At 73.2% G+C, this 13,898-nt stretch carries 13 protein-coding genes; all 13 read right to left on the minus strand.

Annotated elements, in window-relative coordinates; genetic code table 11:
- Window positions 1–95: 95 nt before the first annotated feature.
- On the minus strand, window positions 96–2,345 hold the full coding sequence (locus tag ACFP3R_RS24805) for a polyribonucleotide nucleotidyltransferase (RefSeq protein ID WP_380638790.1): 2,250 nt from the start codon (window positions 2,343–2,345) through the stop codon (window positions 96–98).
- 226 nt (window positions 2,346–2,571) lie between these two features.
- Window positions 2,572–2,841: a 30S ribosomal protein S15 gene (gene rpsO / locus ACFP3R_RS24810; RefSeq protein ID WP_073899540.1), complete on the minus strand. Its 270-nt coding sequence runs from the start codon at window positions 2,839–2,841 to the stop codon at window positions 2,572–2,574.
- A 124-nt stretch (window positions 2,842–2,965) separates the two neighbouring features.
- Window positions 2,966–3,445, minus strand: coding sequence for a 2'-5' RNA ligase family protein (locus tag ACFP3R_RS24815; protein WP_380638791.1), 480 nt, complete (start codon window positions 3,443–3,445; stop codon window positions 2,966–2,968).
- Window positions 3,442–3,933 carry an XRE family transcriptional regulator gene (locus ACFP3R_RS24820; RefSeq protein WP_380638792.1) on the minus strand — a complete coding sequence of 164 codons (492 nt, stop codon included), beginning with the start codon at window positions 3,931–3,933 and terminating at the stop codon, window positions 3,442–3,444. Before ACFP3R_RS24820 ends, ACFP3R_RS24815 begins: the two co-directional genes overlap by 4 nt.
- 91 nt (window positions 3,934–4,024) lie before the next feature.
- Entirely contained in the window at window positions 4,025–4,966 is a 942-nt protein-coding gene (locus ACFP3R_RS24825) for a bifunctional riboflavin kinase/FAD synthetase (RefSeq protein ID WP_380638793.1), read from the minus strand.
- 66 nt (window positions 4,967–5,032) lie between these two features.
- Window positions 5,033–5,401, minus strand: coding sequence for a hypothetical protein (locus tag ACFP3R_RS24830; protein WP_380638794.1), 369 nt, complete (start codon window positions 5,399–5,401; stop codon window positions 5,033–5,035).
- 64 nt (window positions 5,402–5,465) lie between these two features.
- Window positions 5,466–6,368: a tRNA pseudouridine(55) synthase TruB gene (gene truB, locus ACFP3R_RS24835; protein WP_380638795.1), complete on the minus strand. Its 903-nt coding sequence runs from the start codon at window positions 6,366–6,368 to the stop codon at window positions 5,466–5,468.
- 11 nt (window positions 6,369–6,379) lie between these two features.
- Complete coding sequence (locus ACFP3R_RS24840; protein ID WP_380638796.1) at window positions 6,380–7,702, minus strand: MFS transporter; 1,323 nt, start codon at window positions 7,700–7,702, stop codon at window positions 6,380–6,382.
- A gap of 121 nt (window positions 7,703–7,823) precedes the next feature.
- Entirely contained in the window at window positions 7,824–9,122 is a 1,299-nt protein-coding gene (locus ACFP3R_RS24845) for an MATE family efflux transporter (RefSeq protein WP_380638797.1), read from the minus strand.
- A gap of 229 nt (window positions 9,123–9,351) precedes the next feature.
- Window positions 9,352–10,353: a DHH family phosphoesterase gene (locus tag ACFP3R_RS24850; RefSeq protein WP_380638798.1), complete on the minus strand. Its 1,002-nt coding sequence runs from the start codon at window positions 10,351–10,353 to the stop codon at window positions 9,352–9,354.
- A gap of 10 nt (window positions 10,354–10,363) precedes the next feature.
- Window positions 10,364–10,813: a 30S ribosome-binding factor RbfA gene (rbfA, locus tag ACFP3R_RS24855; RefSeq protein ID WP_380638799.1), complete on the minus strand. Its 450-nt coding sequence runs from the start codon at window positions 10,811–10,813 to the stop codon at window positions 10,364–10,366.
- Window positions 10,814–10,831: 18 nt separating this feature from the next.
- Complete coding sequence (locus ACFP3R_RS24860) at window positions 10,832–11,128, minus strand: DUF503 domain-containing protein (protein ID WP_380638800.1); 297 nt, start codon at window positions 11,126–11,128, stop codon at window positions 10,832–10,834.
- Between the two features lie 76 nt (window positions 11,129–11,204).
- On the minus strand, window positions 11,205–13,898 hold a 2,694-nt coding region (gene infB, locus ACFP3R_RS24865; protein ID WP_380638801.1), incomplete at its 5' end, for a translation initiation factor IF-2.

Raw genomic sequence — 13,898 nt, forward strand, 5'->3', positions numbered from 1 at the left:
CGTGGTGCCCGGCTTCTGGAGGTGCCCGGGACGCCTCCCGAGCGGACGGCCGCGGGTGCTCGGAGCACCCGCGGCCGTCCCGTCGACGCTCGTCGTCACTGGGCGGGAGCCTCCGCCGGAGCGGCGTCCTGCGCGGGGTTGTCGGCCTGGGGCGCGTCGGCCTTGGCGGCGTCCGCGTCCTCGTTGACCAGCACCAGGCTGATCTTGCCGCGCTGGTCGATGTCCGCGATCTCCACGCGGAGCTTGTCGCCGACCTTGACGACGTCCTCGACCTTGTTGATGCGCTTGCCGTTGCCCAGCTTGGAGATGTGGATCAGGCCGTCCTTGCCCGGCAGCAGGGACACGAACGCGCCGAACGCCGCGGTCTTGACCACGGTGCCCAGGAAGCGCTCGCCCACCTTCGGCAGCTGCGGGTTCGCGATGGCGTTGATCATGTCGATCGCGGCCTCGGCGGACGGGCCGTCGGCCGCGCCCACGTAGATCGTGCCGTCGTCCTCGATGGAGATGTCGGCGCCGGTCTGCTCGGTGATCGAGTTGATCATCTTGCCCTTCGGGCCGATGACCTCGCCGATCTTGTCCGTCGGGATCTTCACCGAGGTCACGCGCGGCGCGAACGGGCTCATCTCGTCCGGGCGGTCGATGGCCTCGGCCATGACCTCCAGGATGGTCAGGCGCGCGTCGCGGGCCTGGTCCAGGGCGCCGGCCAGCACGTCGGACGGGATGCCGTCGAGCTTGGTGTCCAGCTGGAGCGCGGTGACGAACTCCTTGGTGCCGGCGACCTTGAAGTCCATGTCGCCGAACGCGTCCTCGGCGCCCAGGATGTCGGTCAGCGCCACGTACTCGGTCTTGCCGTCGACCTCGTCGGAGACCAGGCCCATGGCGATGCCCGACACCGGCGCCTTCAGCGGCACGCCCGCGTTGAGCAGCGACATCGTGGACGCGCAGACCGAGCCCATCGAGGTCGAGCCGTTCGAGCTCAGCGCCTCGGAGACCTGGCGGATCGCGTACGGGAACTCGTCGCGCTTGGGCAGCACGGGCACCAGGGCCCGCTCGGCCAGCGCGCCGTGGCCGATCTCGCGGCGCTTGGGCGAGCCCACGCGGCCGGTCTCGCCGGTGGAGAACGGCGGGAAGTTGTAGTGGTGCAGGTAGCGCTTGTGCGTCTCCGGGGACAGCGAGTCGATCTGCTGCTCCATGCGCAGCATGTTCAGCGTGGTGACGCCCAGGATCTGGGTCTCGCCGCGCTCGAACAGCGCCGAGCCGTGCGCCCGCGGGATCAGCTCGACCTCGGCGGACAGCGAGCGGATCTCGGTCAGGCCGCGGCCGTCGATGCGCACCTTGTCGCGCAGGATGCGCTGGCGGACCAGCTTCTTGGTCAGCGAGCGGAACGCCGCGCCGACCTCCTTCTCCCGGCCCTCGAACTGCTCGGCCAGCTTCTCCAGCACCGATGCCTTGATCTCGTCGATGCGGCCCTCGCGCTCCTGCTTGCCCGCGATGGTCATCGCCTGGGACAGCTCGCCCGCGGCGGCCTGCTCGACGGCCTCGAAGGCGTCGGACTGGTAGGCCGGGAAGGTCGGGAAGTCGCCGGTGGCCTTCGCGGCCACCCGCGCCAGCTCGGCCTGCGCGTCGCACAGCGCCTTGATGAACGGCTTGGACGCCTCCAGGCCGGCGGCCACGACCTCCTCGGTCGGGGCCTGCGCGCCCTCGGCGAGCAGGTCGGTGACCTGCTCGGTGGCCTCGGCCTCGACCATCATGATCGCGACGTCGTCACCGACCACGCGGCCGGCGACGACCATGTCGAACACGGCCTTCTCCAGCTGCTCGTGGGTCGGGAACGCCACCCACTGGCCCTCGATCAGCGCCACCCGGACGCCGCCGATGGGGCCGGAGAACGGCAGGCCCGCCAGCTGCGTGGACGCGGACGCGGCGTTGATCGCCACCACGTCGTACAGGTCCTGGGGGTTCAGGCTCATCACCGTGATGACGACCTGGATCTCGTTGCGCAGACCGTCCACGAAGGACGGGCGCAGCGGCCGGTCGATCAGGCGGCAGGTCAGGATCGCGTCGGTCGACGGGCGACCCTCGCGGCGGAAGAACGAGCCGGGGATGCGGCCCGCGGCGTACATCCGCTCCTCGACGTCCACCGTGAGGGGGAAGAAGTCGAAGTGCTCCTTCGGCTGCTTCGAGGCCGTGGTGGCCGACAGCAGCATGGTCTCGTCGTCCAGGTGGGCGACGACGCTGCCGGCGGCCTGGCGGGCCAGGCGGCCCGTCTCGAAGCGGATGGTGCGGGTGCCGAACCGACCGTTGTCGATCACGGCTGAAGTCTCGTGGACCTCGGTGTCCGTCATGATGTGGAACTCCTCGTCATGCATGGGGGCCGCAGCGCCAGGGCGCGGGTCGCGGTCCGGACGAGGCCGGTCTTCGATCGAAGTCCCCTGGTCTCACCGCCAGGGGGCCACTACCGAGGACCGGCGGACTGTCGTCCCGATGCGCCGCGCGTGCGTCCCTCGTGAAATTGTTTTTGCTTAAGCCGAAGGGGGAGTGATCGTCGTGATCACTCCCCCCCGGCGCGTCTCACCTGCGCAGACCGAGTCGACCGATCAGGTCGCGGTAGCGCTGGATGTCCACCTTCTGCAGGTAGTTGAGCAGCCGGCGGCGACGGCCGACCAGCAGCAGCAGACCACGACGCGAGTGGTGGTCGTGCTTGTGCTTCTTCAGGTGCTCGGTCAGGTCGGCGATGCGCTTGCTCAGCAGCGCGACCTGGGCCTCGGCGGAACCGGTGTCCGTGTCGTGGACGCCGTACTCGGCGAGGATGGTCTTCTTCTCCTGGGTGGTCAGTGCCACGTTCCCGCTACTCCTAGCTGTTGTTTTCCGTTCCGCGAGGCCCCGCCTGCACGGGGTAGTCGGTGCCGGCCGCCGCGGACCGCAGCCGAACCCAACTGTCGAGGCTACCAGCAGTGGCGAACGACTACCCGTTCGGCGTGGTCAAGGGCACCCGGTCGAGGACCACGTAGTCCGCGCCGGGGCGGCTCAGCACCAGCGCCACCTCCGCGGCGGTCCACTCCCGACCGACGAAGTCCACCCGCGGCAGCGGCGCGCCGCGGGCGACCGTCAGATGTGGACGCCAGTCGGCCGGCACGCCCGCCGCGGCCCGGCCCAGCCCGTCCAGCGGCCCGGCCACCCCGATCCACAGCACCCCGGCGGCGTCGCCCCGGGAGAAGTGACCGCTGCCGCGCAGGGACAGCACGGGCGCGGTCACCCCCGCCAGGCCGGCCAGCTGCTCGGCGGGCTCGGCGGGCTCGGTGTCGCCGAAGAAGCCGACCGTGACGTGCCAGCGGCCCGGGTCGGTCCAGCGCAGCCGGGGGTGGGCCCGCCGGACCGGGCGCAGGGCCCCGTGCAGCTCGGCGACCACGTCCTCGGGCGGGAACAGGGCGGTGAAGAGGGTCACCGGTCGCGGGCCGGTTCCTTCGCCACCCGGCGCAGCAGCTCGGCCAGGCCCGGGAAGTCCTCGCCCAGCACGTCCGCCGCCTGGGACAGCTCGCGGCGGTCCGCGACGGTGCGCAGGTACGGGAACACGACGGCCTCGGCGTCGGCGACGTTGACCGGCAGCGAGTCGCGGCTCACCGTCGGCTTGGAGTCGCGGACCTCGTCGAGCGCCCGCTGGAGCGCCTCGGGCGCGCCGGTCGCCACGTCCGGGGTCAGGACCTTGCGCTCCAGCATGATCATCCGGGCGAGCACGGAGGGGTTGCCGATCTTGGCGCGCCGACCGCTCATCACCTGGCTCAACATGGGGGCGCTGATGCCCAGGACGTCGGCGAGCTGGGCCTGCGAGACGCTGAAGGCGACCACCAACCGGCGCACCCGGTCACCCAGGGGTTCCCCGTACCACTCGCGCTGCAACGCGAGGTTGCGCTGGACGATCTTGTGGTCCTCCACCGGCGCCCTCTCCTAGCCCGCTCGACGTCACCGGCATCTTGCCAGCTCGGTGGGCCCGGCAAGTGCGGATCCACTCACGTGGCCCACCCGGTCACGCGCCGTCCCCGACCGACAGCAGCGCGCGCGTGTCGGCCACGTCGCGGTGCATCTGCTCCAGCAGCGCCTCGACGGTGTCGTACTTCTCCATGCCGCGCAGGCGGTGCGCGAAGTCCAGCGCCACGCGCCGGCCGTAGAAGTCCTCGTCCACGTCGAGCACGAACGCCTCGACCCGCCGCTCCCGGCCGGAGAAGGTCGGGTTCGTGCCCACGCTCACCGCCGCTTTCAGGCGCCGGCCGTCGCCGTCGACGAACCAGCAGGCGTACACGCCGTCCGCGGGCACGGCGGCGAAGCGGGCGGTGGACAGGTTGGCGGTGGGGAAGCCCAGGTCCTTGCCCCGGCCGTCGCCGCGCACCACGATGCCCTCCAGCCGGTGCGGGCGGCCCAGCGCGTGGGCGGCCGCGGCCACGTCACCCGCGTCGATGCAGGCCCGGATGTAGGTCGACGAGTACGTGACGCCGTCGTCGGTCACCAGGTCGGCCCCCTCCGTCACGAAGCCGAACCGCGTGCCCAGCTCCCGCAGCAGCTCCACGGTGCCCGCGGCCCGGTGGCCGAAGGTGAAGTTCTCGCCCACCACCACGGCCGCCGCGTGCAGCCGGTCGACCAGCACCTCGTGGGCGAACTCGTCGGCGGGCATCCGGGACAGCTCGGGGGTGAAGGGGATCACGCAGAACACGTCCACGCCCAGGCCCTCGACCAGCTCGGCGCGGCGGTGCAGGCCGGTGAGCTGGGCGGGGTGGCTGCCGGGGCGGACCACCTCGGCCGGGTGCGGGTCGAAGGTGATCAGCACGCTGGGCACCCGCTTCTCGGCGGCCAGGCCCACGGCTCGGCCGATCAGCGCCTGGTGCCCCCGGTGCACCCCGTCGAACACGCCGATGGTCACGACGCAGCGGCCCCAGCCGCCCGGTCGGTGGTCCAGCCCTCGCCAGCGTTGCACGCGGGCAAGCCTAGATGGGCCGGTCGGACCACCGTCGGTCGCGTGCGCCGACCCGCGGTCCCGCCCTCACCGGTTCGGGTTGACGTCCCGGCCCGCCTGGTAGACCGTGCCGCCGTCGCGGGCGATCGCGGTCTGGTCGACCGTCGTGGGCGAGTTGACCGTGACCGAGCCGAGGTCGCCCGCCTGCACCACGCCGCCGTGCACGGTGCCGCTGACGCTGTTGTGCACTTCGGCCCGGGGCCGGGCCGGCGCGGGGCCCCCGGCCGGCCGGGGGCCGTCCTGCACGCGCATCGCCACGACCACGCCCAGCGCGGTGAGCAGCACGACCGCCACCCAGGCCACCGGGTTCGCGCTCAAGTCGGTGGCCACGTTGATCGCCACACCGGTGGCCGAGGCCACCACACCGGCCGCGGCCGGCCAGACCCATCTCGCCATGGCGTCCACGGTAGGCCCGGTCGGCGCGGTCGACCACCACCAACGGGGGACACCGGCGTGGCGCTCAGCCGGCGGGCGTGAGCACCACCAGGGGCTTGGTGACCGAGCCCTCGTCCTTGGCCAGCGCCACCACGTGCCCGTCCGGCCCGAACACGCCGTAGGTGCCGGTCAACCCGCCCGCGGGCAGGCGCTGACCGTGCGAGAGGGCCACCGCCTCGCGCGGCGCGATCTCGCGGCGGGGGAACGCGGTCGCCACGGCGGCGTCCAGGTCCAGGGACAGGCCGGGCGACTCCTCCAGCCCCTCCAGCGTCCGGGCCACGCGCAGGTCGAACGGGCCGACGCGGGTGCGGCGCAGGTTGGCCAGGTGGCCGCCCACGCCCAGGGCGGCGCCCAGGTCGCGGGCCAGCGCCCGCACGTAGGTGCCGGAGGAGCACTCGATCATCACGTCCAGCTCGGTCGTGGCGCCCTCGCGCCGGATCGACAGCACGTCGAACCGGTGCACGGTCACCGGCCGCGCCGGCAGCTCCACGACCTCGCCGTCGCGCACCCGCGCGTAAGCCCGCTTGCCGTCGACCTTGATCGCGCTCACCGCGCTGGGCACCTGCTGGATCGGGCCGGTCAGCACCGCCACGCCCGCGCGGACCGCGTCCTCGGGCACGTCCGCGGCGTCGGCGGTGGAGACCACCTCGCCCTCGGCGTCGTCGGTGGTCGTGCTCGCGCCCAGGCGGATGGTCGACAGGTACGCCTTGCTGTCCAGCGCCAGGTGGCCCAGCAGCTTCGTGGCCCGCTCGATGCCGAGCACCAGCACGCCGGTGGCCATCGGGTCGAGCGTGCCCGCGTGCCCGACCTTCCTGGTGCCGAGGATGCGGCGGACCCTGGCCACCACGTCGTGGGAGGTCATGCCGGCGGGCTTGTCGACCACGACGAGGCCGGGCGGAACGGGGGTGCGAGAAGAGGGTGCGGACACGACCGAGCATCTTAGGCGTCGGCCAGCACGTCCCAGCGCCGGCGACGCACCTCCACGGGCACGGCCTCGCCGCGCTCCAGCGCGGCCAGCACCGAGCCGCGCGCCCGGCGCCACCACACCACCGTGCGCCACACGCCGAGCAGCAGCACGACCGCCACCGACAGGAACGCGACCCGGTAGGACTGCGGCGCGGTCAGGACCGGCTCGACGACGTCCAGCAGGACGCCCACCACCAGCGCGGTGACGGTGATCGCGGCGAACCCGCCGACGTTGGCCACGCCCGTGGCCGTGCTCACCCGGTGCAGCGGGTTGTAGTCGCGCACCAGGGCGAACGCCACTCCGGACACCGGGTTGCCCAGCGCCAACACGCCGAACAGCGCGTACAGCGCCGGCGCCGGCAGCACCCCGCCCGGCCACCCCAGCAGCACCGCCCAGCAGACCACGGCCAGGGCCAGGTAGCCGGCGACGATCGGCATCCGCCACACCGGGTGCCGGCTGATCACCGCGCCCATCACCGGCCCGGCGACCACGGCCACCAGCACCAGCGTGCTGAGCACCGCCGACGCCGCGGGCCACGACATGCCCTGCGCCTCGACCAGGTAGGGGAAGCCCCACAGCAGGCTAAGCAGCGCGGGCGTGAACATCGAGGTGAAGTGCACCCAGAAGCCCAGGCGCGTGCTGGGCTCCCGCCAGGCCGCCGCGACCCGCGTGCCCACCGCGCGCGGCGGCACCGGCTCGGCCACCGGCTGCGGCACGCCCTCGGGCACCTCGCGCACCCGCCAGGCGATCACGCCCGCGTACGCGGCGGTCGCGACGCCCGCGACCAGGAAGGTGGCCGTCCAGCCGGCGTGCTGGAGCAGCAGGGTCAGCGGCACCGTGGCCACGAGGTTGCCCGCGCCGCCGAGCGCGGCCGACAGCGTCATCACCACGGCGTACCGGCGCGGCGGGAAGTGGGCGGCGGCCAGGCGCAGCACGCTGATCCACGTCATGGCGTCGCCGACGCCCAGCACGGCGCGGGCGGCCAGGCCCAGCGGGTAGGAGTCGGCGAGCGCGAAGAGGGTCTGGCCGGCGCCCATGAGCAGCGCGGCGGCGGTGAGCACGCGGCGCGGGCCGAAGCGGTCCACCAGCAGGCCGGTGGGGATCTGCATGAGCGCGTACAGGCCGATCTGGAGCACGGTGAACGTGCCGAGCGCGGCGGGTCCGACGGAGAAGCGGTCACCGGCCTCCAGGCCGGCGACGCCCAGCGAGGTCCGGTGGAACAGGGCGGCGACGTAGACGGCGACGGCGGTGGACCAGATCAGCCACGCTTGCTTGGTGGCGCGATCGACCGGCAAGGCGGAGCTCCTCGACTCGGTGCGGCGGCATCCCCAGTATCGAGAAACACTTGCCTATTGTTAACAATTCCGCGCCGTGCCGCTCACCACACCGGCGCCCTCCTGGTCACCGGCGCCTCGTTCACGGCCCGGCCCCCACCCGGGCCCACTCCCCCGACCGCGTCCGCGCCAACAGCAGCACCAGGCGCAGGAACATGAACGCCGTCAACCCGCTCCAGATGCCGACCAGGCCCCAGCCGAGCGCGTGCGACGCCCAGATCAGCGGCAGGAAGCCGATCCCGGCCGCCGCCAGCGTCGCGGTGCGCAGGAACCTCGCGTCGCCCGCACCCAGCAGCACGCCGTCCAGGGCGAACACCACCCCGGCGACCGGTTGGAGCGCGACGAAGAACCACCAGGCGTGCGGGATCTCGTCGAGCACGGCCCGGTCGGTGGTGAACACCAGCGGCAGCGGCCCGGACAGCGCCGCGAAGACGGCCCCGAGGAAGACCCCGAAGACCAGGCCGTAGCCGGTGACCTGCCAGGCGAACCGGCGGGCCTGCTCGCGCCTGCCCGCGCCCAGCGCCGCGCCGACGATCGACTGGGCGGCGATGGCCAGCGAGTCCAGCAGGAGCGCCAGGAACGTCCACAGCTGGAGCACGACCTGGTGCGCGCCGACCGCGCCGATCGACGTCCGAGCCGCCACCGACGCGGCCGACAGGAAGCACGCCTGGAACGCCAGGCTGCGCAGCACCAGGTCGCGCCCCAGCCCCAGCTGCGCCCGCATCCGCGGCCAGTCCGGCGCCAGCCCCACGCCCTCGGCCCGCAGCGCCCTGCCGAACAGGCCCGCCGACAGCACCTGCGCGACCACGTTGGCGACCGCCGAACCCTCCAGCCCCCACCCCACGACGTGCACCAGGAGCGGGCACAGCACCGCCGAGATCCCGTTGCCCACCAGCACGTAGCGCAGCGGCCGGGTGGTGTCCTGCACACCGCGCATCCACCCGTTGCCGGCCATCGTGACCAGCACGAACGGCGCGCCGAACAGGGCGATGCGCAGCCAGGCCACCGCGTTGTCGGCCACCTCGCCGGGCCCCGCCAGCAGCCGCGCCGCCGGCCCCGCCAGCACCTGGCCGAGCACGATCACCAGCGCGCCCACCGCCAGCGCGAGCCAGGTGGCCTGCACCCCCTCCTCGACGGCCTCCCGACGCCGGCCGGCCCCGAACAACCGGGCGGCCCGAGCCGTGGTCCCGTAGGACAGGAACGTCAGCTGGGTGGCCACCTGCGTGAACAGCACGCCGCCCAGCGCCAGCCCGGCCAGCGCCACCGCCCCGTAGTGCCCCACCACCGCCGTGTCCACCAACACGTACAGCGGCTCCGCCGCCAGCACCACCAGCGCCGGCGCCGCCAACCCGACCACCCGCCGAGCCGGCACCCTCTCCACCACTTACCCCCCGCGAGTCGTACGTTCAGACCCGGCGTGTCGTACGTCCAGACCGCGCGAGTCGTACGTTCAGGCCCACCGTGTCGTACCTCCAGGACCCCCGAGTTCAGCACTCAGGACAGCCGACAGGCCCGAGAAACCCAAGAAACCCTCACATCTGGGTACCCGAACACTGAATTCGGGGGTCCTGGACGTACGACTCGCAAGGTCTGGACGTACGACTCGCGGGTTAGTGGGGGTGGTTCAGGGTGGTGCGCAGGTTGGTCAGGACCTCGTCGGCCGTGCCGGTGGCGGTGAAGCCGGCGGCCAGGCGGTGGCCGCCGCCGCCGAGGAGGCGGGCCACCCGGCTCACGTCGACGCGGGAGACGGCGCGCAGGGAGACCGACCAGTGGGAGGGGCGCAGCTCCTTCAGGACGGCCGCCACCTCGGCCTCGGCCGTGGTGCGCACCAGGTCGACCACGCTCTCCACCTCCTCCGGGCGCAGGCCGGCGGCGTCCTCCAGGGTCACCACCGCGTGCACCAAGCCCAGGCCACCGGCGACGTCGCGCTCCAGGCATGCCCGGTCCAGCACCCTGGCCAGCATCGCCAGGTACCCGAACGGGTGAGAATCCATCAGGGGACGCGCGACGGCCTCCGCGTCCACCCCGGCCGCCAGCAGGCGGGCGGCCACCTCGTGCGTGGCCGCCGAGGCGTGCCGGAACGAGCGGGTGTCGGTCACCAGGCCCGCGTAGATGCACCGGGCCACCGGCTCGTCCAGCTCCACGCCCAGTTCGTCCAGCAGCCGCAGCACGACCAACGCCGTCGCCTCGGCCCGGTCGTCCACCACGTTCACGTGCCCGAACCGCGGGTTCGACACGTGGTGGTCCAGCACCACCACCACACCGGCGGTGGACACCCGGTCGCCCAGCGGCCCGAGCCGACCGACGCTGCCCGCGTCCAGCGCCACCAGCACGGGCGGCGCGGCGGGCACCTCGGCCGCCGGCACCAGCAACCCGGCCACGTCCAGCTCCCGCAACGTCTCCGGCACCTCGTCCGGCGCGCCGAACGACACCCGCACCACGACCCCGCGCCGGTGCAGGACCAGCCCCAGGGCCAGCGCGCTGCCCAACGCGTCCGCGTCGGGGTTCACGTGCGCCAGCAGCGTGACATCGGTGGCGGTGGACAGCACGCGAACGGCCGCCGACAGGTCGGCGGCCAGGTCGGCGGCGGGAGCGCTCAGGTCGTTGGACACACCCGGAACGCTAGTCCGCGTCCTCGTCCTCGCGCGGCGGCTTGTACGGGTCGGCCTCGCCCGCGGGTTCGGCCTTCGACGCGATGCGCGCCACCTCGGCGTCCGCCTCCCGCGCCCGCGCCAGCAGCTCGTCCATCCGCCGCGCCTCGTCGGGCACGGTGTCGGTCACGAACGTCAGGGTCGGCGTGAACCGCACCCCGGTCTGCTGGCCGACCATGGTGCGCAGCACGCCCTTGGCCTTCTCCAGCGCCGCCGCCGCGCCCGCGAGGTCGGGTTCGGCGTCCAGCTTCTCCCCGAGGACGGTGTAGTACACCGTCGCGTCGTGCAGGTCACCGGTCACCCTGGTGTCGGTGATGGTCACCCGGGCCAGCCTCGGGTCCTTCACCTCGTGCTCCAGGGCGGAGGCCACGATTTGCGAGATCCGCTTGGACAGCTTGCGAGCCCGTGCCTGGTCGGCCACGGCGCTCCCCTCCTCTTCCTACTCGTCCTCCGGCCCGACCAACCTGTGGCGGGCGGAGAGCAGCTCCAGTTCGGGGCGTCCGGCCACGAGTCGCTCACAGGCGACCAGGACGTCCCTGACATGCTCGGCGTCCGCCGCGACGACCGCCACTCCGATCAACGCGCGGCGGTGGAGGTCCAGGTGGCCCGCCTCGGCCACGGACACCTCGAACTTGCGCCGCAGCTCCGCCACCACGGGCTTCACCACGGACCGCTTCTGCTTGAGCGAGTGGACGTCACCGAGCAGCACGTCCAGCTCAAGGGCACCGACGAACAAGGCTGATGATCACCATTGGCTGCTCAGGGGGCGGGGCCGCCCACCGGGACGGCCCCGCACCACTACCTGAAGACGATCAGGCGCGCGGCTTCTCGCGCATCTCGAACGTCTCGATGACGTCGCCGACCTTGAGGTCGGCGTAGTTGCCGAGCGTCAGACCGCACTCGTAGCCCTCGCGGACCTCGGTCGCGTCGTCCTTGAACCGCTTGAGCGAGCTGACCGGCAGGTTCTCCTGCACGACGTTGTTGTCGCGCAGCAGGCGGGCCCGCGCGTTGCGGCGGATCTCGCCCGACAGCACGATACAACCGGCGATCGTGCCGACCTTGGAGGACTTGAAGACCTCGCGGATCTCCGCGCGGCCCAGCTGGACCTCCTCGTACTCCGGCTTGAGCATGCCCTTGAGGGCCTGCTCGATCTCGTCGATCGCCTGGTAGATCACCGTGTAGTAGCGGACGTCCACGCCCTCGCGGTTCGCCAGCTCGGTCGCCTTGCCCTCGGCCCGGACGTTGAAGCCCAGGACGATCGCGGAACCGGCGACGGCGAGGTTGATGTCGCCCTCGGTGATGCCACCGACGCCCCGGTGGATGACCCGCAGCTCGACGTCGTCGCCGACCTCGATCTTCATCAGGGCGTCTTCCAGGGCCTCGACGGTGCCCGAGTTGTCACCCTTGATGATCAGCGTGAGCTGGCTGGTCTCCTTCAGCGCGGCGTCCAGGTCCTCCAGGCTGACGCGCTTGCGGCGGGCCGCGTTGAGCGCGTTCCTGGTACGGGCCTGGCGGCGCTCGGCGATCTGCCGGGCGACGCGGTCCTCGTCGACGACCAGGAAGCTGTCGCCGGCGCCGGGCACCGAGGTGAGGCCGATGACCTGCACCGGGCGCGACGGGGTCGCGACCGTGATGTCCGCGCCGTGCTCGTCCACCATGCGGCGGACGCGGCCGTAGGCGTCACCGGCGACGATCGAGTCACCCACGCGGAGCGAACCGCGCTGCACCAGCACCGTGGCGACCGGACCGCGACCGCGGTCCAGGTGCGCCTCGATCGCGACACCCTGGGCCTCCATGTCCGGGTTGGCCCGGAGGTCCAGCGAGGCGTCGGCGGTCAGCAGGATCGCCTCCAGCAGGCCGTCGATGTTGATGCCCTGCTTCGCCGAGATGTCCACGAACATCGTGTCGCCGCCGTACTCCTCGGCGACCAGCCCGTACTCGGTGAGCTGCTGGCGGATCTTGGCGGGGTTGGCCCCCTCCTTGTCGATCTTGTTGACCGCGACCACGATCGGCGCGTTGGCCGCCTGGGCGTGGTTGATCGCCTCCACCGTCTGAGGCATCACGCCGTCGTCGGCCGCCACCACGATGACCGCGATGTCGGTCGAGTTCGCACCGCGGGCACGCATGGCGGTGAACGCCTCGTGGCCCGGGGTGTCGATGAAGGTGATCAGGCGCTCGTTGCCCTCGAGCTCCGTGTTCACCTGGTAGGCGCCGATGTGCTGGGTGATGCCACCGGCCTCGCCCTCGGCCACCTTCGCCGTGCGGATCGTGTCGAGCAGTCGCGTCTTGCCGTGGTCGACGTGACCCATGACGGTGACGACCGGCGGGCGGATCTGGAGGTCCTCCTCGTCGCCCGCGTCCTCGCCGTAGGTGATGTCGAACGTGCCGAGCAGCTCGCGGTCCTCCTCCTCGGGGGACACGACCTGCACGACGTAGTTCATCTCGGAGCCGAGCAGCTCCAGGATCTCGTCGGACACCGACTGCGTCGCGGTGACCATCTCGCCGAGGTGGAACAGCACCTGCACCAGCGAGGCCGGGTTGGCGTTGATCTTGTCGGCGAAGTCGGTCAGCGAGGCGCCGCGGGGCAGGCGGATGGTCTCGCCGCCGCCCTTGGGCAGGCGGACGCCACCAACCGACGGCGCCTGCATGTTGTCCATGTACTCCTGGCGCTTCTGGCGCTTGGACTTGCGACCGCGGCGCGCGGGACCACCGGGGCGGCCGAAGGCGCCCGCGGCGCCACCACGACCACCGGGGCCACCGCCACCGGGACGACCGCGGAAGCCACCGCCGCCACCACCGGCCGGGGCGCCACCGCCACCGCCACCGGGGCGGAAACCGCCGCCACCGCCACCGCCACCACCGGGGCGGAAGCCGCCACCGCCACCGCCGCCGCCACCACCGGGACCGCCGCGGAAGCCACCGCCGCCGCCACCGGGACCGCCACCGGGACGACCGCCGCCGCCACCGGGACCACGGCCACCGCCACCGGGGCCGCCGCCGGGGCGACCGCCACCGCCACCCGGGCGGGGACCGGCCGGGCGACCGGGCATCATGCCCGGGTTCGGCCGCGGCGGCATGTTGCCGGGGTTCGGGCGCGGGCCGCCGGAGCCGGCGGAACCACCCGGACGGGGACCGGCCGGACGGGAATCACCCGGACGGGGACTCGCCGGACGCGGGTCGCCCGGCTTGGGGCCGGACGGGCGCTCGCCGCCACCGGGCGACTGCGGGCGCGGGCCCTGCGGGCGCGGCGCGGGTGCGCCGCCGCCGACGCCGAACGGGTTGTTGCCCGGACGCGGGGGCCTGGGGCCCTGCGGCTTGGGCGACTGGGGGCGCGGCGGAACCACGGACGGGCCCTGCTGGGCCGCCGCGGGCTGCTGCTGCTGGGGCTGCTGCGGCTGCTGACGCGGGCCGGGACGCGGCCCGGCGGGCCGGGGGCCCTGCTGCTGCTGCGGTGCGGGCGCCGCGCGTTCGACCTCGTGCTGCACGAGTCCCCGATCAGCGAACCG

Source organism: Saccharothrix lopnurensis (assembly GCF_042658445.1).
Taxonomy (GTDB): Bacteria; Actinomycetota; Actinomycetes; order Mycobacteriales; family Pseudonocardiaceae; genus Actinosynnema; species Actinosynnema lopnurensis.